Raw genomic sequence first — 20905 nt, 5'->3', positions numbered from 1 at the left:
AAAAAATCCATCTGGAAGATGGTTAAGCCCTCTTTCAGATGGATTTGGTTTAATGAAAATTTTTTATTCTTGATCAGGTGCTGGCACTGCCCAAAGCTTGGTAACCGCTCCACTGTCCCCTTCATCAATGACAAATGAGCCATTGGAGTATCGGTCATTGAAGCGGATGGATGATACCTGTACCGTTTCAAGCTTGCCTTTACTGGTGAGTAGAGTGACGCTTTGCTTGTCTGAAACGATTTCAGCGCCTGATACGCGGTGGGGATTCGATTTGAGTTCCCTGAGCATGATGACGCCGCGCTTGGCCCTGCCCGTTTTTTCGAATTCTGAGAGTTTCATCTTCTTGATGGCCCCGCGATGAGTCGCGAGTACGACCGCTTGTTTATCCGGAGTCGTGATGATCTTGCCTGAAACGACGAAATCGTCTTCTTTCAAGTTGATTCCCTTCACGCCCGCTGCACGCGGTCCGACCGTGTTGACTTCTTCTTCTGCAAACCAGAGTCCATAGCTGCTGTTGGTGGCAAGGAAGAGATCATGTGTCCCATCCGTTACATGCACATCTACGAGTTCATCGTCCCCTTTTAGATTGATGGCGACAAGAGGACGGGAGTAGCGCTGTGCCTTATACTGCAGCATTTCCGTTTTCTTTACCATTCCGTTTTTCGTGATGAACATGAGATACAGGGATGGATCGAATTCTTTAACCGGTACCGCTTTTAGGACCTGTTCATCCTTATCGATCGGTACGATATTGCCGATATGCTGCCCAAGGTCCTTCCAGCGGATATCCGGCAGTTCATGAACCGGGCAGTAAACGTAATTCCCTTTGTTCGTGAATACAAGTAGCACATCCGTCGTATTCATCTCATATTGCCCAAGGAGCCTGTCGGTTTCCTTCATGGCAAGGTCCTGTCCGTTGGATGCAGAGTAGGAGCGGAGACTTGTACGCTTGATGTACCCGTCGCTCGTGACGGTCACCATGACATCTTCGCTTGCAATCAATACCTCGAGATTGATTTTAAGCTCCTCGATCTGATCTTCAATAATCGTACGGCGGTCATCAGCAAACGTCTTTTTGATCGCTTTCATCTCTTTCTTGATGACACTTGCGAGTTTTGTATCACTGGCTAGGATCGAACTCAGTTCTGTGATCAGCTTATCAAGCTCCTCCGCTTCTTTTTGAAGAGCCGTTATATCCGTGTTGGTGAGTCGGTATAGCTGGAGGCTTACGATGGCTTCTGATTGGGCCTCTGTAAAGTCGAATTCACTGATCAGATTGTTTTTTGCGTCCCGTTTATCTTTGGATGCCCGAATGGTTGCAATCACTTGATCCAAGATCGACAGTGCCTTCATCAATCCTTCTACGATATGTTGGCGGTCCTTTGCCTTATTCAAGTCATACTTCGTCCGGTTCGTCACCACTTCTTTCTGGTGAGCGATATAGGAATCAAGAAGCTGTCGGAGTCCCATCAGTTTAGGGCGTCGATTCGAGATCGCCACCATATTAAAATTATAGGTGATCTGCAGATCGCTGTTTTTGTATAGATAATTCAGTACACCCGTCGCGTCCGCATCTTTTTTCAGTTCAACCACGACGCGTAACCCTTGACGGTCCGTTTCGTCCCGCACTTCAGCAATACCTTCCACTTTACGGTCGACCCTGAATTCGTCCATTTTCTTGACGAGGTTGGCTTTGTTGATTTCGTATGGGATTTCCGTAATGACGATCTGCTGTTTGCTCCCACGGATGCTTTCAATCTCCGCTTTTCCGCGAACGACAATTTTCCCTTTCCCTGTTTCATAGGCTTTCCTGATCCCATCGATGCCTTGGATGATTCCTCCGGTTGGGAAATCAGGCCCTTTCAGGACGGTCATCAATTCTTCCACCGTACTGTCAGGGCGATCCATCCTCATGATGGCCGCATCAATCACTTCTCCGAGATGATGAGGAGGGATATCCGTCGCATACCCGGCCGAGATTCCTGTTGAACCATTTACCAAAAGATTCGGGAATCGTGAAGGAAGGACGGTAGGCTCTTCGGACGTGTCATCGAAGTTCGGTATGAAATCGACGGTCTTTTTGTCGATGTCCCTTAAAAGTTCCATGGAAATGGCGGAAAGCCTCGCTTCTGTGTAACGCATGGCAGCGGGAGGATCGCCATCGATGCTCCCGTTATTCCCATGCATTTCAACAAGATACTTCCGGACCTTCCATTCCTGGCTCATCCTCACCATGGCATCATAGACTGATGTATCTCCGTGGGGATGGTAGTTACCGATGACATTACCGACCGTTTTGGCCGATTTTCTGAACCCTTTTTCCTGTGTGTTGCCATCCACATACATTGCATAAAGGATCCTACGCTGTACCGGTTTCAAACCGTCCCGTGCATCGGGAAGGGCACGTTCCTGAATGATGTATTTACTGTAACGACCGAAGCGGTCTCCGATGACCTCTTCAAGAGGCAGATCTTGATAGCGTTCCACTGATGTCATTATTGCCCCTCCTCTGCGACCATGATGTTCTCATTTTCAAGGATGCTACCTTCTTCTTCAAGACCGAAGGCTACATTGCTTTCGATCCACTTCCTACGTGGCTCGACCTTATCACCCATCAGAGTGGTGACACGGCGTTCCGCTCTGGCTGCATCATCGATCTTCACGCGGATAAGAGCCCTGGTTTCGGGATCCATTGTCGTTTCCCACAGCTGATCGGCATTCATCTCACCCAGTCCTTTGTAGCGCTGGATCATATACCCTTTTCCGATTTTGGCGACTGCACCCTTCAGCTCTTCGTCTGTCCATGCATATTCGATCTTTTCCTTCTTTCCGGCGCCTTTGCTCACTTTATAGAGGGGTGGAAGGGCTATATACACCTTTCCTGCTTCTACAAGAGGCTTCATATAGCGATAGAAGAACGTCAATAAGAGAACCTGTATATGGGCACCGTCTGTATCGGCGTCAGTCATGATTACGATCTTATCGTAGTTGATATCATCGACATTGAACTCAGGCCCCACTCCTCCACCGATTGCATGAATGATCGTGTTGATCTCTTCGTTCTTGAAAATATCCGCAAGCTTGGCTTTTTCCGTATTGATTACTTTTCCTCTTAGGGGAAGGATCGCCTGGAATTTCCTGTCCCGACCTTGTTTCGCTGATCCGCCTGCGGAATCACCCTCCACAAGATAAAGTTCATTTCGCTCGGGATTCCTTGATTGTGCCGGTGTCAATTTACCGGATAGTACAGTTTCGGACCGCTTACGCTTTTTACCATTCCTTGCTTCTTCCCTTGCCTTACGGGCAGCTTCACGCGCCTGTGCCGCTTTGATGGCTTTCTTGATCAGCAATGAGCTGGTGTCTGGATTTTCTTCAAGGAAATATAGCAGGTGCTCGGAGACAACAGCATCTACTGCGGAGCGTGCTTCACTTGTTCCTAACTTCCCTTTTGTCTGGCCTTCGAACTGAAGGAGTTCTTCCGGTATACGTACCGAAACGATACTTGACAGTCCTTCCCTGATATCGGTTCCTTCAAGATTTTTATCGCGTTCTTTCAGGATGCCTGCTTTCCGTGCGTATTCATTGAAAACCCTCGTCATGGCCGTCTTGGCTCCCGCTTCATGTGTTCCGCCGTCCTTGGTGCGGACATTGTTGACAAATGAAAGGATGTTTTCTGAGAATCCATCGTTGAATTGGAAGGCAAATTCAACTTCGATGGTGTGATTCTCTCCCTCGAAGAAGGCAACTTTATGAAGGTTGTCCTTCTCTTCATTCAAGTACTCCACGAACGCCTGTATCCCGCTTTCGTAAAGGAATACATCTCTTTGATCATGTCGCTCATCAATAATCTCGATTTTAAACCCTTTAAGAAGGAAAGCTGATTCCCTAAGACGCTCACAAAGGGTGTCGTAATTATAGGTGGTTGTGCTGAAGATGAGCGGATCGGGTTTGAAGTGTATCTTAGTACCCGTCTTTTTGGTCGTCCCGATCTTCTCGAGCGTTGTCTCAGGCTTCCCACCGTTGATGAACGTTTGTTGATATTTCGTCCCATCTCTTTCAATCGTGACGGTCAGCCACTCTGAAAGGGCATTGACGACGGATGCACCGACGCCGTGAAGTCCCCCGCTCGTTTTGTATCCGCCCTGTCCGAATTTCCCTCCGGCATGGAGGACAGTCAGGATGACTTCCGGAGTCGGTTTTCCGGAACGGTGCATTCCCGTTGGCATCCCGCGACCTTTATCCTGCACGGAGATGCTATTATCTTTATGTATGGTGACGATGATTTCGTTACCGAAACCGGCTAACGCCTCATCCACCGAATTATCGACGATTTCATAAACCAGATGATGAAGTCCCCTTGTATCGGTGGACCCGATGTACATCCCCGGCCGTTTTCTTACGGCTTCGAGGCCTTCCAATACTTGAATGGCATCATCATTGTAATCCATGGTCTTTTTCTGACTGGCCACGAACATTCCCCTTTCAACACTTTCACTTACTTGTCTATGTACTACTATACCATAAGAACGCATGTTCGTTCACCCGCAAAATGGTGAACCACTATGCTTTATTTTAGCGTTATATTTAAATTTCGCAAATGAAAATCCCTGAATTTACATAATCCCGGATAACATTTTTCTGCAGAAATGTCACAGAAAAAACAAGCGGCATCATTCGCCGCTTGCCTGTAAATCCTATCTTGTTAGGGCATGTTCCACTTTGATACAACGATCCATGATGACCGTATACCCTTTTTCTTTGAGGAAGGAATAGGCCTCTTCATTCACAACACCTAGCTGGGACCAGAATACTGGCGAATCGATCGCATCAAATTCGCGGGCAATTTCAGGTAGGAATTCAGAACGTCTGAAGACATTGACGATATCGACAGAACCCTCGATGTCTTTTAAACTGCTGACAGCCTGCACCCCGAGAGCGGACTCGATTGTTGGATTGACAGGGATGATTTCATAACCGCTGGCCTGCATCGCCTGGGAGACGGTATAGGAGGTCCTGGCGGGATTATCACTCAGTCCGATGACCGCTATCCGCTTCGACCGTTTCAAGATGCGACCGATTTCTTCTCTACTTGGATTCTCCATGGTTGATAACCTCCTTTAGACATCACTATTCCCTTAATTCTCCACCCTAATCTCCGATTCCTTTTGGATTCAACAATTAAGTGCTTTTTTTCATTAGGATCTGTTCGGTTATGATTGCTACGATCGTGCCAAGAATAAGACCGTTATTCAGGATCGACGCAGCGATGACTGGAAGGCCTTCAAAGGCACTGGCCGATACCCCCATGGCGCCTACACCGATGATCAACGCGATTCCGGCTGTAAAGTGGACACGCTCCACCTCTTTTACCTTTCTATATTCGTCCAGGGCGAGTCCGACCATCTTGATGAAGATGACGGTGGTGACTGCGTACCCGACTGGTGCCGGGAGGCTGGCAAATACATTCATCACTTTCGGTACGAAGCTTGCGACGACGATGATGATGCTTCCGAGTATGAACGGTAGCGTAGAGAAAAGTCTGGTAGAAGCAACAAATCCTGCAGCTCCTGAAATCGGGACGGAGCCGATTGCGGAGAAACCTCCACCAAGAAGCTGGTTGATACCCGCAGCAATACCACTTTGCGTGTAGCGGACCGGGACCTCCTTCCCGCTTTTTTTCATCACTTCTTCCATGACCCGGATCGAAGCGATCATGTTCGTCGTCAACAGGAAGGTGATAAAGATGGCCGTCACAATGATCCCCGAATCAAAGACGGGTTTTCCGAAAGCAAACACCTCCGGAAGGGAAAACCAGCTACTAGAAACCGACGTGGTCTTGGTCAGTCCTAAAAGCCCAAAGATGATCCAACCGCCAATCAAGGCGAAGATGATCGAATATCGCTGGAGCCATTGAACCTTATGCCCCTGCAGGAAGAGAGCGATGAGGATCGTAAGGGCGCTGCCGAGAAGCACGAGCCAGTTGAACGGCTGCCCCTCATGTTGGATGCCGAACATACCCTTGATGAACGAACCACTCAGCTGAAGGATCAGAAGCATAAGGTAAATAAATGTGATCGTAGGGGTGAATAGAGTGGTCAATTTTTTCAATAAACCTGTTAAGGACAGGATAATGAAGATGACTCCGCTTACAATCATCCCCCCTTGAAGTACGCCCAACACTTGACTGTGTGAATCGTACAACGTACCGGCAAATCCTGCATAAATGGTGAACACACCCCACCATAAACCGGCAGGTCCTTCATTGATCGGCAGTTTATGCCCGATGAGCGCCTGAATCAGACTTGCGGCACCTAATACGAAAATGGTTCTCTGGATGAATCCAGCCGTCTCGACAGGAGAAAGTTGGAATAGGTCGGCAATCGCAATGGGAGCGGCAATGGATCCTGCGATCATGAATGCCATCCACTGGAGTGCGGCTAAAACGAGTTGCATGTTGACACCTTCATTTCTATTTTCTAGTCTAACGATTCATTTTAACATATCTGTGACACTGTGAATCATATGTTATAGAAAGGCACTCACTATCTACTTTTAAGAACAGGTACTAATTTTTGCAGTATTTTTCCCCAACAAATAGGTAAAACATGTTACTATAAGAGTGGATTAGTTATATCAAAGGAGAAATGAATATGATCTTAGCCCTTATACTCGTGCTATCCTACCTACTGGGCTCCATCCCTTCAGGACTATGGATTGGAAAGTCCTTTTACGGAATAGATATACGCGAACACGGAAGCGGAAATCTTGGCGGAACCAATACCTTCAGGGTGCTGGGTAAGAAAGCTGGAATGACCGTGACCGCCATGGATATCCTTAAAGGAACGGCTGCAACGCTCATCCCTTTGCTTTTTGCCAGTACACATGACTATCAGCTCCTGGCGGGAGTCGTAGCCGTCGTGGGTCATATGTTCCCGATTTTTGCAGGGTTCAGAGGTGGAAAAGCGGTAGCCACATCTGCAGGCGTCCTCCTTGGCTATGCCCCGCTGGTGTTTGTCATCCTTTTGGTTGTTTTCTTCATCAGTCTTTACTTGAGCAAATATGTGTCACTTTCCTCGATGATGGCAGGCGTGTTCGCCTTCATCTATACGTTGATCATCTGGGATGTTCCCCTTATCATCGTGGTAGGCGTGCTCACAGCTTTTGTGATCTACAGACATCGAAGCAATATAGCCCGTATCAAAAATAAGACTGAACCGAAAGTCACATGGATTTGATGCATCAAGAAAAAGCCCATATCAGGGCTTTTTCTTTTGCTTTTCGCGACTTTAACATGCTGAATCCTGCATGAATTTAAAAAATTTCGCCTATTCGCTTCATTTTTGTGTAAAATAGGGTGGAGTCAACTAGTTAAAAAGGATGATGAATGTGAATAAAAAAATGATCGGACTCGCGATTGCCTTTCTATTACTGATTGCAGTCGGTGGTCTTTTGAGCATGCAGTTTAATAATGCAAGCACGAAATCAGATGCAATTACTTCTGATAAGCACGTAGTCAAACAGCTTCAAGTGAAGGATAAGTCCATTGAGACAAGCGCCACCATTGCTGGGATCGGGGACATCCTTCTGCATGACCGTGTGTATGAAGATGCGGAAAAGCATGGTTCATACGACTTTGCGCCTATGTTTGCCGGTGTTAAAGACATTCTCAACTCCCCTGATTTCCTTATTGCCAATCAGGAGTCGGCGCCAGGTGGCACCGAGATCGGATTGTCCACTTATCCGTCCTTCAACAGTCCCCATGAAATCGTCGATACCCTCCAGGACGTTGGTGTGGACGTCGTGACAACGGCAAACAATCACTCCATCGACCGTGGTGAAAAAGGTCTCTTGAGTGCCATCGATTATTATGAGAAGGTGTCCATGCCATATGTGGGAACGTTTAAAAATCCGGAAGATCAGGCAACGATCCGTACGTTCAATGTCAATGGTATCAAATTCGCTCTCTTATCGTATACATACGGAACAAACGGCATCCCTGTGCCTTCCGGTAAAGAGTACCTCGTCAATCTGATTGATGAAAACAAAATGATCAATGAAGTCAAAAGGGCAAGGGAACTTGACGTGGATTTGGTCGTAATGAGCCTTCACTGGGGAAATGAATATGAACGTTTCCCAAATGAAGAACAGAAGCGGCTGGGGAAACTCATGACAGATAACGGTGTCGATATCATCTTGGGTCACCATCCTCATGTACTGCAGCCTATCGAGAAAGTGAAAACAGAAGATGGACGTGAAGCGGTCATCGTGTACTCATTGGGAAATTTCCTTTCAGGTCAAAAGGATGATTACAAGGATATAGGCGGAATGGCTGTTATAACGGTGAATAAAACGATTCAAAATGGTCGTGTGTCCCTCTCCTATCCATCAGTGGACTTCGAACCGACGTATGTGTCGGAACAGGGGTATTCAAACTACCGTCTACACCCCCTTTCAGAGGCGCATAAAAAAGGCTTAATCTCGAACTCTGCAAAAGAAATCAACACGCATATGTTTGATGGAATTGCCCAATAAGAAGGACGTACACGAGCGCATGACTAGTGGTTTCCCTTTGTTCAAGCTATAATAAGGGGGAACCTGAAGGTTGAATACATATAAGGAAGGGAGTCTCGGTCGATGAAGATACATCTATCAGATGAAGCACTTGCCTGGTTTAAAGACGAAATGCTCGTAGAGGAAGGCGAGTATGTCCGCTTTTATGTGCGATACGGAGGATCCAGTCCTTTGCATGATAGCTTCTCACTCGGAGTCAGCAAGGAAGAACCGATTGAAGCAGTGGAAACGTTGGAAAAGGCTGATCGGACATTCTTCATTGAAGAACGAGATCTATGGTTTTTTGACGGGCATGACCTGTTCGTGGAGTTTGACTCCAAAAGACAAGAACCTGCTTACGAATATAAAAAAGCATAAGAAAAAGGCTGGCCTTCAAGGTCAGCCTTTTCTTATTTCATATGGAACCGTTCAATGTGGTCCTCTAGCCCTTCGGCCAGGAGGACCTGCAGTTGTTTGTCACCAAGAAGGTCAAAATGGGGATAGCCGCTATGACGATGATCGATCCATTCAGGCTTCAGACCATACCCTATCCCCCACTCTATGAGTGCGTTCAAATTGGAGCAACCCGCCTTCGTGACGGTTTTTGCATTTGGGAATCGGGGATCCAGCCAAAAGTGTGTTAAAAAGGCGATTTCTCCTTGTTCCACCCGAGCTTTCCATTGGTTCAGTTCTGAACGGTTGATGCCAAAGGCCATATCGATCAGTCCTTTTTCTTCGCCTTCTCGTATGCTTCATGCCATTCCGGGAACGTCTTCCGAATAGACACTGGACGGAAGGATTCTTTTTTGACGCAAGCATGTCTTGACTCACCGCTCAGGGCGAGCTTATTATCGCCATTATAGATTTCGTATCCGTATGTAACACGAATGCCATCATATTCTTCAATCCATGTTTTGATCAATGCTTTTTCCCCGTATCGGACTGGTGTCTTGTAAGCGACGTTCAAGTCGATGACAGGAGACAGGATTCCCTGCTGTTCCATCTCTACATATTGAAAGCCCAAGTCTTCAATGAGTTTCGTTCTGCCGAGTTCCATCCACACGAGATAATTGGCGTGATACACGACACCCATTTGATCCGTTTCTGCATAGCGTACTTCAATCGTTTTTTCTGATATCTGCATAGTAATAGCACCTCTTTTTAAAGTCCATCCCATTTTAACATAACATGGGAAAGGAATGAATTGTGGTGCTTAGCAAGAAAGCCACCCGTTAACTACGGGTGGCTTTGCATTATGAATGCGATTCATCTTTGATTTCTTGACGGAAGGATTCGATGCTTTCCTTCCGTCTTTCATTCTTCTGACGAATGGACTCGAGCTGTTCCTCACTGTCTGTAAAGGCCATGGATTCTTCAGCCTTATCAATGTTCTCCAGCGTATTCTGGACCATACTCTGAAGCTTCTGTGCGTTGTCACGTCGATCGTCTGGACGATGATTCATACCAAGTTCCCCCTTTTGAGCTTTACTCACCCTTTGTTTGAATCACTTGTGCATGTTTACCTGATGTATCCTGCATCTGTTTTCCTTTATTGCCTCCGGCAGCCCTTTGTTGGGTACCGATATGGTTAGGAACAAACTGTTTGCTGTTGCGCTTCGGATTACTCATGAACATCCCCTCCTTACCCATTAGTCTGTCCATTCCTTTTGATCGAAACAGTCAAAAATATTGGCAGGAAAAAGACAAAAATAAAAAGCCGATGGTTACTCGGCTCTGTCTAATGAACGCTTGATCTCATAACGTGCATCGATTCGTTCCTCAATGGCATTCATGGCATCCTGATCAAGCATCAGCTGCTTTTTATTTTCGTTAACTAAATCAGTAAAGCTTCTTTTCCTTGGTCTTCTCATGGTACACCGCCTTATCATCAATGAAGTTGTATAAACAGTATAGCCAATTATCAGACTGTTTAAACTTCATAAGGCACGTTCAGTCCGTTGCTTTCTCCAACTCCTCCAGAGAAGTGAAGGCTCCGACCTTCTTGTGAATGATCACGCCTTTTTCATCAATTATGAACGTTGTGGGAACGGTAAGAATATCGTAAGCAGAATTGATTTTATCATCTTCATCCAGTAAGACGGGAAATGTGATTCCCATATTGTCCTCGTACTGTTTTACATTGTATTGTGGATCGATGTTAACCGCCAGCATTGCCACGTCTTCTTTCTGCTTGTCATGAAACTCTTGAAAAATCGGTATTTCATCCTTGCAAGGAGGGCACCACGTGGCCCAAAAGTTTAAGATAACCTTTTTCCCTCGTAATTCAGATAAGGTGACCGTCTTGCCTGCTGTAGTTTTTAGTGTAAAGTCAAGCGCCCTGTCCCCTACGTTTGGTCCAGGATAATGCTCTACCGGAACCTCCCCCGGATCACCTTCTTCAATATCGATCAATTGATCGAATCCCTGTTGTTCTGCCAAGAGGGCGGATGGTCGGGATTGATTTTCAACATATAGGCTGTAAACCAATAGGGCGATGAGTAATAAACCGAAAAATGATTTCATTTTAATCCCCTCCATGGACATCCTCTTCTAACGTTATGCAGGCATGTCCATATATATGAGGGGAAAAGCATACAAAAAGCCCCCGTACAGGACGGGGGCTTTCATCTGAATTATGATTGAAGCTTGCCGCGAAGAACCATTTGCAGGATTCCGCCGTGACGGTAGTAATCCACTTCCACATCAGAATCAAATCGAGCGAGTACGTCGAATTCTACTTTCGTACCATCTTCTTTGATTGCTGTAACTGTAAGGATATCACGAGGCTTGACTCCATCGGTGATATTTACAGAGATGGCTTCCTTACCTGTCAATCCAAGGGTTTCAGCACTTTCGCCTTGTTTGAATTGAAGCGGAAGGACACCCATCATGACAAGGTTGGAACGGTGGATACGCTCATAACTTTCTGCGATGACCGTTTTGATGCCAAGAAGGTTCGTACCTTTAGCTGCCCAGTCACGTGAAGATCCCATGCCATAATCTTTACCGGCAAGAATTGCAAGACCTGTGCCATCTTCTTGATACTTCATGCACGCATCATAGATTGGCATGATCTCTTCCTCAGGCCAGTAGGTTGTGAATCCACCTTCTGTACCAGGAGCGATCTGGTTACGGATACGGATATTCGCAAATGTTCCGCGCATCATGACCTCATGGTTCCCACGACGTGAACCGTAAGAGTTGAAATCACGAGGCTCTACACCATTGGCACGAAGGTATTTTCCGGCAGGTGTATCTTTGCCGATTGCGCCTGCAGGAGAGATATGGTCAGTCGTAACAGAATCTCCGAACTTCCCTACAACGCGAAGACCATCAAGTCCTTGGATGGCTTCAGGCGTTGGAGCAAGGCCTGTAAAGAATGACGGATTCTGAATATACGTCGAACTATCATCGAAGCTGTATAGAGGCTCATTGCTCGTCTGAATTTCATTCCAACGCTCATTCTCTGTGAAGACGTGCTCATATTCCCTGCGGAAAAGCTCAGGTGTAACGGTCGATTTCACGACATCTTTGACTTCATCCTGTGAAGGCCAGATATCGTTGAAGAAGACATCGTTTCCGTCTTTATCTTTTCCGAGTGAATCTTTTTCAAGGTCGATATCCACTGTACCTGCTAGTGCATAAGCCACAACAAGTGGAGGCGAAGCAAGATAGTTTGCTTTTACGAGAGGATGGATCCGTCCTTCGAAGTTACGGTTCCCGGATAGGACGGAAGTCAATAATAAGTCTGCGTCCGATACGGCCTTCTCGATTTCAGGACGAAGTGGACCGGAGTTACCGATACAAGTCGTACAACCATATCCGACCAGGTTGAATCCGATTTCCTCAAGGTAAGAAAGCAATCCGGAGTCTCTCAAGTATCCCGTTACGACTTTTGAACCTGGTGCCAGGGAAGTCTTGACGTAATCTGGAACGTTCATACCGAGTTCTACGGCTTTCTTGGCCACTAGTCCCGCTCCAAGCATAACGTACGGATTGGATGTATTCGTACAAGAAGTGATGGCAGCGATTCCGATGGCACCTGTCGGCATTTCGACATCCTTGCCTTCAGCTGTGGAATATTTTGCAGTCTTTTTGAATTCAGCTTTGTCCAAACCGAATCCTTGAACACCTTCTTTAGCCGTTACAGATTGATGGAACGCTTCTTTCATATCAGCAAGCGGAATCAAATCCTGTGGACGTTTGGGTCCTGAAAGGTTCGCACTTACAGTAGATAAGTCAAGTTCCACTACATCAGTGTAAGTAGGCTCTTCTTTTTCAGGCGTGAAGAACATATCATTTTGCTTCAAGTATTCTTCCACCATGGAGATATGAGCTTCGTCACGACCAGTCAGGCGCATATAGTCAAGTGATTCTGAATCAACAGGGAAGAATCCGCATGTCGCACCGTATTCCGGAGCCATATTGGCAATGGTTGCACGGTCTGCAAGAGGCAGTGTTGCAACTCCTGGTCCGAAGAACTCAACAAATTTGCCTACGACACCTTTTTGACGGAGCACCTGAGTAACTTTGAGGGCAAGGTCTGTTGCCGTTGCACCGTTTGGAAGTTCACCTGTGAATTTGACACCGATGACTTCTGGGATCGGGAAATATGAAGGTTGACCAAGCATACCTGCTTCTGCCTCGATTCCTCCTACACCCCAGCCAAGAACGCCGATTCCGTTGATCATAGTCGTATGGGAGTCTGTTCCTACGAGTGTATCCGGATACGTTTCAAAGTCGCCTTCCTTTGTTTCAACGGCATGGACTACACTAGCAAGGTACTCAAGGTTAACCTGATGGACAATCCCGGTTGCCGGTGGAACGGCACGATAGTTTTCAAATGCTTTTTGCGCCCAGCTCAGGAACTGGTAACGCTCTGTATTACGTTCGAATTCGAGATCCATATTGGCTTTAAGTGCTGTAGCCGTGCCATATTGATCTACTTGGACCGAGTGGTCGATTACGAGGTCGACCGGGATTTCAGGATTGATCTTCTGTGGATCCCCACCGATATCCGCCATGGCTTTACGAAGGGATGCAAGATCGACAACAGCCGGTACACCTGTGAAATCTTGTAGGATGACGCGTGATGGTTTGAATGGAACTTCCGCATCCTTTACTTCGGAAGATCCCCAGTTCGCTAAGTTTTCAATATGCTCTTGATTGATGACACGTCCGTCGTATTGACGCAGGACGGATTCGAGTAGTACTTTCACGCTGTAAGGTAAGCGGTTGATTTTTGTCACGCCTGCTTCTTCAAGTGCTCTCAGACGGTAGTAATGATAACGTTTACCGTCAAGCTCAAATGAAGTGCGTGCATTGAAAACATCATTCTTTGCCATAATTAGTTCCCCCTCTGACTGCTTGCGTACATTGACGCAGAAAAGCTGTAAAAATGGTCAAACTTTTCTCACACTAATTATCATATTACAAGCGATTACATAAGTAAATAACAATAAAGTTATTGTTTTTGATAAGTTTTGCTTATCAAAAACATGCAACACTCTCCATTAACGGTGAGAGTATTGTCAAATCAAGGATCTGCGCCGTGTCGTAACATGTCAGCATCTTCAAAATATTATGCTGAAAAAATGAATATGGTGGCTCTTCCCTTCAATAGAAGCTGTCCAATTGAGGCATTCTAATAACATGGGAGGTGTTCTCAAGGGAATGAGAATAACCGAACAGAATGTTAGCGGCACAATTGCCACCGTTGTACAAGGCATTGAATTCATGAAGAACTGTCCACTGAGCCGCTGACTGAGAAGCAAAACGGTACACTTAAAAGAAACACCAATTGATGAAAGGGAATTCTCACCAATACACTACCCATTTCATTCACAGATAAACATTCGGATCAAGGAGGCATATGAAAATGGAAAAACACACACCGAAAGACATCAGGAAAAATGCTCCCGAACAATCCGGACAACCCAAGCCATTGAGTGGTTCCCACAAAGTGAAAAATCGGAACCATTCACGTCAAAAGCATAATCAGCATCACGATATGTAACAAGCAGGCCGGGCATCAAAGCCCGGCTTGTCTCTGATTCCTCACCTTTTCTTTAAGCCCCGAATATACTGTGCTGAAAGAGATCAGTGGGGGTCGTAGTCACATGGGGAAGGAAAAAGAGGATTTTCGCCTTGAAAGCTGGGAAGAGGACATGAAGAGCTGGTTCCTCGATCCTGTCAATGCGCAGCTTGATGAAAAGGAATTCCGTTTGGAGTTCTTCGAATCAACGGCATCCTTTATCCTTGAAGTCGATACTGAACACATACAACCGGAGGCCGTGATCATTATGAAAGAGGGTCACCGTCTCCATATTATCCTTAACCTGAAGGATAGGAAATGCAAGCGGTCGGTGACCTTTCCATTTTCTTTGGATCACCATCCTATTTCATACACTGTTGGACACCATTCCATCGAAATCATGATCTTCAAGAAACAGTCCGGATCCTTCACTCAGGATCGCTATATCATTGATTGCAAAAACGATCAGGACTCCATGTCCTGATCGTTTTTCACTCGCTGTTCAATTCCAGATATCGGGTACATATGACCATTGAAAAGAGTCGCAAATGATATGGAAACGCCCCTTGTTCAAACGGGTTGATCCATAATATCTTTTGATCAATGATCAGGGAGGTCCCTCCAATATGGTCATCGAACGTGACTTCAATTGTACGGCTGGCTGCCTGGAGGAGGGTCATGATGCTTGTCGGGATTTTTTGTTGGTCTCTGATAAAGACGTGGATCGAGCTCTTTGAAGAAGCAAGGTCCTTTACTAGCTTCATTTCACCTTCACGGGCAAACCATTTGATGCGTTTGGCAGAAACCGGTTCTATTTCTTGAAACGCTGTGTTCCTCGCTGTGGTTCCCAAATGGTCGATCAGCTGTCGCAGGGGCATGGACTTGCCCACCTTTCTCTTCATGAAGCCGTGATCTCCCATCAGGATGAATTTCCCCCTTGCTCTCGTTACGGCTACATTCACCAGACGATCACTCGATTTCCCTGTCAGCAGTCGTCCAGGACGTTCGTGATTCGGTCCGTCCACTACATCAAAAATCATCATATCGTTTTCTGATCCTTGAAATCCGTGAACGGTTGAGGCATATAGTTGAAGAGCCGGACCCTCCCAATCCCTCAGAATCCCTTCTTCAATAAGGATCTTGATCCACTGTGCCTGCGCCCTGTAAGGTGTAACAATCCCGAGGGAAGTCACCCCATCTTTAATGGCTTCAAGGGCAAGGGAAATCGAGATGATCCCTGATAGCGGATTCCACCTAGATCCTTTATGAGTCAATCCCCATTGACATATCTCTGGAACGTCTAGCAAGATACCCCCATCTCCCATGAACGGACGTTTCATGACAATCGGAGCCCTGGCGTCCGCTACGGAAGGATGGTCATAAACCCGGGAATGATAAATGTATCGATTGGTAAATGAGGAGATACTAGGGTGCATCCTGCGCTGTTCCGGCAGGAGAAGTAGCTGGGGGTGGTGTCCACCGGCTTCAATCAACTTCGCTACACCTGAACGGTGGAATATATCCTCATTCAGCCACTTTTTCACAAGGGGATGAAATGATGTGGAAATCGGCGGGAGCTGCTTGAAGTCTCCACAGATGATGATCCGCTTTCCCAAAGTGGCAGCGAATGCGAGCTGTGGTATATAGGCCATGCTGGATTCGTCAACGATGACCAGATCATACTCATTATCATAGATTAAAGAGTCGATGGCTGCCTTGGATAGGGTGGTCCCGACGACGCTTGCTTCTTCGAGTACCGTCCCCTCCCTCCTTTTTAGCTTTTCCTTAATTTTTTGGTAATGCATCTCAAGCCGGCTCAAGCGTTCTGAGTCATAACTGGAAAATTTCTTTGTCAGTTTTTTCTTCAGCTTCATTCGGTATTTTTCTACCTTCTCACGCTCCTCTGACAGCTTGGGATCTTGGAGTTCGAGAAGCTGGGTCAAGTTGACGTCACGGGCTTCGGCAGAAAGTGATTTCCGGTTTTGACCGTAACGGACGACTTCACCCGGGGTCCAGCGATCATTTTCTGTTAAAAAATGATGCATTTCTTCTATTAATACATCAACGGCTGCATTGCTGTGTGACAAGATGAGAATTTTTTTGCCTTCTGTATAATGGTAAGCGGCCACCCGAGCAAGTGTGTAGGTTTTTCCCGTCCCTGGTGGTCCCCATATATATGTCACATCATTGTATTTACTTCTAACGTACGCTTCATGCAGGAGATGCTTACCCGGCGGGTGATGCGTCACTCCGGAGGGCTGGATGGTACGGAGTGCACGTGAAGATTTACCATGGCGTTCTTTGACATCTTCCAAGCGCTGCCACAGCTTCTCCAGCAGCTCCCAGGGTTCATAAATGAGACGTGCGAGACTGAGTATGTCCCCCAGGTATTCATCCACTTCAATGATACATTCCGTTTCTTCCGATGAAATCACAATCCCTTGGAGGTTCTTTTGATGATACTCCAGCTGAATGGACCCGCCTTCTGGGAATGAACGGGGATAAGGAAGGGTAAACCAATAAACATAGCTCCCTTCCTCTTTCTTAATGCATCGACCGTTCTCAACCCTTATTCCCCCGTTTTGCTTTTTTTTCATTTGAAGGATTTCCATATCAAGGGCATCCTGCCATTCGCTTATGATTTCTGTATGCTTCATTAAGGTCCCCTTTCTTGACGAACGTTTCATATTCAAATCAATCAATGCTCAGAACGAAAAAAAGCCCAGAGGGCCTTTTACATCGAAGTTTTATCATCTTCTTCTTCTTTTTCAAGGAATAGATCTGCATAATACATCACATCTTCTACATATTCGTCACTTTGATTATAGGTTAATACTGCCTTCTCAATTTCACCATCGGCAGCTCCATTGTGAGCGAGGAAATTCGCTGCACTGAATATGGCATCTTCGATATCAAATGGATCTGCTTTCCCGTCCCCGTTTGCATCGACCCCATAGCCGCCATACTTAGCAATCACATCAGGATTTACTTTATCTTCTTCAGGGATATCCCCTTCCCCAAGTCCCGAGCAGCTCGGATGTGACCATCCTACCCATGTACATGGCATAAACTGCATATGACCTTCGGCACCTACCGGAGATATCATTGTCCTCATAGTCGAAAATCTCGTCTCTACTTTATGGTGGGCAGCAAGAAGATACCAAGGAACACCATACTCTTTTTCGGCCGCTTTATAAATGGGCATATACTCCTCAGGTACATCCGTTTGAACAATTGAAGACAGCTTGTACGGATATTCATAGTAGAGAACGGTATAAAGCCCAAGAATGAGTAATGGGATAGCCAGGATCACAAGGATTGAAATTCTTCTCTTCTTTTTAGATTTTCTCTTTTGTTTAGCCATATCACTGATCCTTTATGTAATGATTGTCGGTTCTCCTCACTGTATCTTAATACAGAAGACTACTTCTGACAATCAAAAAAGAAAACCCGGGACCACCGTCATCTATTTGTAATGGTGGTTCCAGGCACCTTTTATGTTATCTCATTAGCAAACAAATGCTGCTCCAACGATAATTAATAGGATGAACAATACTACGATTAACGCAAAGCCTCCAGCGTATCCGCCTCCGCCACCGCAGCCATATCCATAACCAGGGTATCCGTATCCGTACATCATCAGTCACCTCCAAGTATCTTACTACGATATCAATGTATGTAGAGGACAACTTGTAGGTACATATCATATTTTTATTTTTTATTTCTTATAATCTACATCCTTTAAACAGAGGGGATTCAAGGCGATTCAGATTCAAAAAATGAGTCAAACGACCAGAAAAAAGCACCCTCGTGAGGGTGCTTGGGTAGATTAAGAATCGGTCGGCCGAACCTCGGATTCCTCATGCTTATTTCGTTTCTTCTCTTTTTGGGTTTTCGGTTCCTTTGTTTTTCGTGGTTTTGGCTTAATGTAAAGACCCAGTTCTTTCTTTTCCTTTGACAAAGCTTTATATAAGGAAAACATCATCAATCCTATGACGATTGAAAACGGAAGTGCGGAAATAATCAATGCATTTTGTAAAGCATCCAGCCCCCCGCTATATATGAGGATGAGGGCAACAATAGACTGTGCCACTCCCCAGGTTAATTTGACATAGCTTGGAGGATTGAGCGATCCATGAGTCGTTTGCATCCCAAGTACAAAGGTAGCTGAATCGGCCGAGGTAATGAAGAAAATACCGATCAGGGCAATTGCAATGATTGAAAGAAGTGTTGATCCGGTAAACCCGTCAAAGACTGCGAATAGTACCTGTTCTGTATCGAGATTGGAAATGTCGGCACTGACAGCTTGTTGAACGTCTATTGCCGATGTACCAAATACGGCAAACCAGAAGAAGCTGACAAGTGCTGGCAACAAAAGAACCCCTATCAAGAATTCCCGAATCGTTCTCCCCTTTGATACCCTTGCAATGAAAATACCGACAAAAGGTGACCACGAAATCCACCAAGCCCAGTAAAAGATTGTCCAGTTATTGATCCATTCACGATGATCATTATCCAAGGGTGAGATACGGAAGCTCATTTGGATAATATTCTGGAGGTAGGCGCCGAAGGTATCAGTGAAAAGGTTTAGAATCAGAAGAGTAGGTCCCAAGATAAATACACAAATCACTAACAGCACGGCAAGGACCATGTTGGCATTCGATAGGTACTTGATTCCTTTATTCAGCCCTGACCACGCTGAAATCATGAACAGGACGGTGACAATGATCACGATAATGGTCTGGACGGTAAAGTTGTTGGGAATACCGAAGAGATAGGTAAGTCCACCATTGATTTGGGTCGCCCCGAACCCAAGCGTTGTCGCTACTCCTACAACAGTGGCGAATACTGCCAGTACATCAATGAACGTACCGAGTACCCCCTCCACCCTATTGCCTAGAATGGGGCGCAATGTCCTGGATATAAGGCCAGGCTCTCCCTTTCTGAAGTTGAAATAGGCTAGGGCAAGCGCAACGATCCCATAAATGGCCCATGCATGAATTCCCCAGTGGAAGAACGTATACCGTAAGGATTCCTTAATGGCTTCATCAGTTCCACCTTCAGCTAGAGGGGGGCTCATGAAATGTGAGAGAGGCTCTGCGGCTCCCCAGAAGACCAGTCCAATTCCCATACCCGCACTGAATAGCATGGCAAACCAAGTGGAATTAGTGTATTCGGGACGATCATCAGGTTTACCGAGCCGAATTGTTCCAATTGGGCTGAAAATGAGGAAAATGCAGAAGATCACAATAATGCTGACGAGGATTAAATAATACCAGCCAAACGTCGTCGTAAGAAATGTTTGGACGTTGTTTGTAGCTTGTTCAAAGGTGTTTGGTGCAGTCGCACCGAAGATCACAGCGGCTGCCACAATGGCAACGGTGATCCAAAATACGTTAGATACTTTTTTCATAAAGTTCTCCCTTCCGAATTATGTATGTATAAGTAGTGAATCATTGTTCGTTTTCTTGCGGAAGCGAGAATGTGGCGCAGTGATAGGAAGCAAGACGGGATCTATCTCGCGAGCAGTACGTTTTTCCCTTTCCCCATTACCCCAACGACTAAACCATCCAGTGCGTTCTAAGCCCTTCATAGGATGGCTTTCCGTTTTGAAGATATACAAAAACAGGTCCCTCCCCAAGGAGCAACCTGTTTTTGAAATCCCTATTGAAGGATTTTCACTTTAATATTATCTTTTACTCCATAAGCCAATGCGTCTTGCTCATGCTGCATATAGATGTCAATCCGGTTTCCCTTTATGGCGCCACCTGTGTCTTCCGCTTTTGCATATCCATATCCTTCTATATATACCTTGGATCCAAGTGGAATGACGGATGGGTCAACGGCGATGACTCTTTCATCTGGGTTTGCAAGCAAGTCAACCCCCGTTTTGGTAATACCGATACATCCTTCACATTGTGCAGTGTAAGCAGTCGCTTTTACTGTTACAGTTTTCGCTGTATGTTCGTTTTTTTTCTCAGCTTTTGGTTTAGATGTAGCCTTTTTCTCCTTTTTAATCACAGGCTCATTTCGGACGCCTTCCTTAATGAGTGATTTACGGTCCTTTACTTCATCAACTGAATCTTCGTGGCGTTCAGCGAGATCTGTGAAATAGTTGTACTGATCTATATGTTGGATGTCAGCTAGGGCTAATTCCTTGGTATTCTCTTTGGCGGATACTTCTGCAATTCCAATGGAGAAAATGGAAGCGAGGGTAAATGTGGAAATGATCGCTTTTATCATGGCTGTTTAATTCCTCCTTAGTAGTGGTCCTAATGAACCAACCAGAGGAAATAGTAACATAGTCATGCCTCATCTCTA

The 20905-nt window shown here is 45.9% G+C and carries 20 protein-coding genes and 1 pseudogene; 5 read left to right on the top strand and 16 right to left on the bottom strand.

Annotation, left to right across the window (positions count from 1 at the left end; all coding sequences use genetic code 11):
* Positions 1 to 63: 63 nt before the first annotated feature.
* From parC to ABJ225_RS04250, 4 genes are all read right to left on the bottom strand, one after another.
* Positions 64 to 2496: a DNA topoisomerase IV subunit A gene (gene parC / locus ABJ225_RS04265; RefSeq protein ID WP_218247113.1), complete on the bottom strand. Its 2433-nt coding sequence runs from the start codon at positions 2494 to 2496 to the stop codon at positions 64 to 66.
* A complete protein-coding gene (parE, locus tag ABJ225_RS04260; protein WP_481900593.1) occupies positions 2496 to 4469 on the bottom strand; it encodes a DNA topoisomerase IV subunit B in 1974 nt (657 codons plus the stop codon). The genes parC and parE overlap by 1 nt, the downstream gene beginning before the upstream one ends.
* A 225-nt stretch (positions 4470 to 4694) precedes the next feature.
* A complete protein-coding gene (locus ABJ225_RS04255) occupies positions 4695 to 5102 on the bottom strand; it encodes a CoA-binding protein (protein WP_347318625.1) in 408 nt (135 codons plus the stop codon).
* A 76-nt stretch (positions 5103 to 5178) separates the two neighbouring features.
* Positions 5179 to 6453 carry a purine/pyrimidine permease gene (locus ABJ225_RS04250; protein WP_347318623.1) on the bottom strand — a complete coding sequence of 425 codons (1275 nt, stop codon included), beginning with the start codon at positions 6451 to 6453 and terminating at the stop codon, positions 5179 to 5181.
* A gap of 197 nt (positions 6454 to 6650) precedes the next feature.
* Here ABJ225_RS04250 and plsY point away from each other — a divergent pair, with 197 nt between their 5' ends.
* The 3 genes from plsY to ABJ225_RS04235 all read left to right on the top strand — a co-directional run bounded on the left by plsY (position 6651) and on the right by ABJ225_RS04235 (position 8928).
* Positions 6651 to 7235: a glycerol-3-phosphate 1-O-acyltransferase PlsY gene (gene plsY, locus ABJ225_RS04245; protein ID WP_056536496.1), complete on the top strand. Its 585-nt coding sequence runs from the start codon at positions 6651 to 6653 to the stop codon at positions 7233 to 7235.
* Between the two features lie 151 nt (positions 7236 to 7386).
* On the top strand, positions 7387 to 8532 hold the full coding sequence (locus tag ABJ225_RS04240) for a CapA family protein (RefSeq protein ID WP_347318621.1): 1146 nt from the start codon (positions 7387 to 7389) through the stop codon (positions 8530 to 8532).
* A gap of 102 nt (positions 8533 to 8634) precedes the next feature.
* Positions 8635 to 8928 carry a HesB/YadR/YfhF family protein gene (locus ABJ225_RS04235; RefSeq protein ID WP_148984270.1) on the top strand — a complete coding sequence of 98 codons (294 nt, stop codon included), beginning with the start codon at positions 8635 to 8637 and terminating at the stop codon, positions 8926 to 8928.
* 32 nt (positions 8929 to 8960) lie between these two features.
* Here the strand turns inward: ABJ225_RS04235 and ABJ225_RS04230 are convergent, their stop codons facing one another.
* The 7 genes from ABJ225_RS04230 to acnA form a co-directional block, all read right to left on the bottom strand.
* Entirely contained in the window at positions 8961 to 9266 is a 306-nt protein-coding gene (locus ABJ225_RS04230; protein WP_347318619.1) for a hypothetical protein, read from the bottom strand.
* A 5-nt stretch (positions 9267 to 9271) separates the two neighbouring features.
* Positions 9272 to 9694, bottom strand: coding sequence for an acyl-CoA thioesterase (locus ABJ225_RS04225; RefSeq protein WP_053427039.1), 423 nt, complete (start codon positions 9692 to 9694; stop codon positions 9272 to 9274).
* Between the two features lie 109 nt (positions 9695 to 9803).
* Complete coding sequence (gene tlp, locus ABJ225_RS04220) at positions 9804 to 10013, bottom strand: small acid-soluble spore protein Tlp (protein WP_218247119.1); 210 nt, start codon at positions 10011 to 10013, stop codon at positions 9804 to 9806.
* Positions 10014 to 10035: 22 nt separating this feature from the next.
* A complete protein-coding gene (locus ABJ225_RS04215; protein WP_053427041.1) occupies positions 10036 to 10179 on the bottom strand; it encodes an acid-soluble spore protein N in 144 nt (47 codons plus the stop codon).
* A gap of 95 nt (positions 10180 to 10274) precedes the next feature.
* Positions 10275 to 10421 carry an FbpB family small basic protein gene (locus ABJ225_RS04210; RefSeq protein WP_079516113.1) on the bottom strand — a complete coding sequence of 49 codons (147 nt, stop codon included), beginning with the start codon at positions 10419 to 10421 and terminating at the stop codon, positions 10275 to 10277.
* A 79-nt stretch (positions 10422 to 10500) separates the two neighbouring features.
* Positions 10501 to 11073, bottom strand: coding sequence for a peroxiredoxin family protein (locus ABJ225_RS04205; RefSeq protein ID WP_082529698.1), 573 nt, complete (start codon positions 11071 to 11073; stop codon positions 10501 to 10503).
* 110 nt (positions 11074 to 11183) lie between these two features.
* The gene (gene acnA / locus ABJ225_RS04200; RefSeq protein ID WP_347318616.1) at positions 11184 to 13895 is read right to left on the bottom strand and encodes an aconitate hydratase AcnA; all 2712 of its coding nucleotides are present in this window, start codon (positions 13893 to 13895) and stop codon (positions 11184 to 11186) included.
* 533 nt (positions 13896 to 14428) lie between these two features.
* On the opposite strand from acnA, the gene ABJ225_RS04195 reads away from it, so the two are divergent.
* Positions 14429 to 14566: a small acid-soluble spore protein P gene (locus ABJ225_RS04195; protein ID WP_063191536.1), complete on the top strand. Its 138-nt coding sequence runs from the start codon at positions 14429 to 14431 to the stop codon at positions 14564 to 14566.
* A 103-nt stretch (positions 14567 to 14669) separates the two neighbouring features.
* On the top strand, positions 14670 to 15068 hold the full coding sequence (locus ABJ225_RS04190; RefSeq protein ID WP_347318614.1) for a hypothetical protein: 399 nt from the start codon (positions 14670 to 14672) through the stop codon (positions 15066 to 15068).
* Positions 15069 to 15075: 7 nt separating this feature from the next.
* On the opposite strand, the gene ABJ225_RS04185 is transcribed toward ABJ225_RS04190, so the two are convergent.
* From ABJ225_RS04185 to ABJ225_RS04165, 5 genes and pseudogenes are all read right to left on the bottom strand, one after another.
* A complete protein-coding gene (locus ABJ225_RS04185; protein ID WP_347318612.1) occupies positions 15076 to 17241 on the bottom strand; it encodes a DEAD/DEAH box helicase in 2166 nt (721 codons plus the stop codon).
* Positions 17242 to 17318: 77 nt separating this feature from the next.
* Positions 17319 to 17948: a lytic transglycosylase domain-containing protein gene (locus ABJ225_RS04180; protein ID WP_079516110.1), complete on the bottom strand. Its 630-nt coding sequence runs from the start codon at positions 17946 to 17948 to the stop codon at positions 17319 to 17321.
* Between the two features lie 144 nt (positions 17949 to 18092).
* A pseudogene (locus tag ABJ225_RS04175) lies at positions 18093 to 18173 on the bottom strand (YjcZ family sporulation protein); the annotation flags it as partial.
* Positions 18174 to 18413: 240 nt separating this feature from the next.
* A complete protein-coding gene (locus tag ABJ225_RS04170; RefSeq protein ID WP_218247125.1) occupies positions 18414 to 19997 on the bottom strand; it encodes a glycine betaine uptake BCCT transporter in 1584 nt (527 codons plus the stop codon).
* Between the two features lie 251 nt (positions 19998 to 20248).
* A complete protein-coding gene (locus tag ABJ225_RS04165) occupies positions 20249 to 20827 on the bottom strand; it encodes a 3D domain-containing protein (protein WP_347318609.1) in 579 nt (192 codons plus the stop codon).
* Positions 20828 to 20905: the final 78 nt, after the last annotated feature.

It is taken from the genome of Rossellomorea sp. RS05, from assembly GCF_039822645.1.
GTDB classification, from domain to species: domain Bacteria; phylum Bacillota; class Bacilli; order Bacillales; family Bacillaceae_B; genus Rossellomorea; species Rossellomorea marisflavi_B.
Note: the sequence above shows the minus strand (reverse complement) of the source record. Positions and strands in the feature narration are given on the sequence as shown.

What these genes read in the sequence shown, in the direction of transcription:
- parC (WP_218247113.1), bottom strand. Translation starts at nt 2,496, where the DNA reads ATGACATCAGTGGAACGCTATCAAGATCTGCCTCTTGAAGAGGTCATC.
- ABJ225_RS04255 (WP_347318625.1), bottom strand. Translation starts at nt 5,102, where the DNA reads ATGGAGAATCCAAGTAGAGAAGAAATCGGTCGCATCTTGAAACGGTCG.
- ABJ225_RS04250 (WP_347318623.1), bottom strand. Translation starts at nt 6,453, where the DNA reads ATGCAACTCGTTTTAGCCGCACTCCAGTGGATGGCATTCATGATCGCA.
- plsY (WP_056536496.1), top strand. Translation starts at nt 6,651, where the DNA reads ATGATCTTAGCCCTTATACTCGTGCTATCCTACCTACTGGGCTCCATC.
- ABJ225_RS04235 (WP_148984270.1), top strand. Translation starts at nt 8,635, where the DNA reads ATGAAGATACATCTATCAGATGAAGCACTTGCCTGGTTTAAAGACGAA.
- ABJ225_RS04230 (WP_347318619.1), bottom strand. Translation starts at nt 9,266, where the DNA reads ATGGCCTTTGGCATCAACCGTTCAGAACTGAACCAATGGAAAGCTCGG.
- ABJ225_RS04225 (WP_053427039.1), bottom strand. Translation starts at nt 9,694, where the DNA reads ATGCAGATATCAGAAAAAACGATTGAAGTACGCTATGCAGAAACGGAT.
- tlp (WP_218247119.1), bottom strand. Translation starts at nt 10,013, where the DNA reads ATGAATCATCGTCCAGACGATCGACGTGACAACGCACAGAAGCTTCAG.
- ABJ225_RS04215 (WP_053427041.1), bottom strand. Translation starts at nt 10,179, where the DNA reads ATGAGTAATCCGAAGCGCAACAGCAAACAGTTTGTTCCTAACCATATC.
- ABJ225_RS04210 (WP_079516113.1), bottom strand. Translation starts at nt 10,421, where the DNA reads ATGAGAAGACCAAGGAAAAGAAGCTTTACTGATTTAGTTAACGAAAAT.
- ABJ225_RS04205 (WP_082529698.1), bottom strand. Translation starts at nt 11,073, where the DNA reads ATGAAATCATTTTTCGGTTTATTACTCATCGCCCTATTGGTTTACAGC.
- acnA (WP_347318616.1), bottom strand. Translation starts at nt 13,895, where the DNA reads ATGGCAAAGAATGATGTTTTCAATGCACGCACTTCATTTGAGCTTGAC.
- ABJ225_RS04195 (WP_063191536.1), top strand. Translation starts at nt 14,429, where the DNA reads ATGGAAAAACACACACCGAAAGACATCAGGAAAAATGCTCCCGAACAA.
- ABJ225_RS04190 (WP_347318614.1), top strand. Translation starts at nt 14,670, where the DNA reads ATGGGGAAGGAAAAAGAGGATTTTCGCCTTGAAAGCTGGGAAGAGGAC.
- ABJ225_RS04185 (WP_347318612.1), bottom strand. Translation starts at nt 17,241, where the DNA reads ATGAAGCATACAGAAATCATAAGCGAATGGCAGGATGCCCTTGATATG.
- ABJ225_RS04180 (WP_079516110.1), bottom strand. Translation starts at nt 17,948, where the DNA reads ATGGCTAAACAAAAGAGAAAATCTAAAAAGAAGAGAAGAATTTCAATC.
- ABJ225_RS04170 (WP_218247125.1), bottom strand. Translation starts at nt 19,997, where the DNA reads ATGAAAAAAGTATCTAACGTATTTTGGATCACCGTTGCCATTGTGGCA.
- ABJ225_RS04165 (WP_347318609.1), bottom strand. Translation starts at nt 20,827, where the DNA reads ATGATAAAAGCGATCATTTCCACATTTACCCTCGCTTCCATTTTCTCC.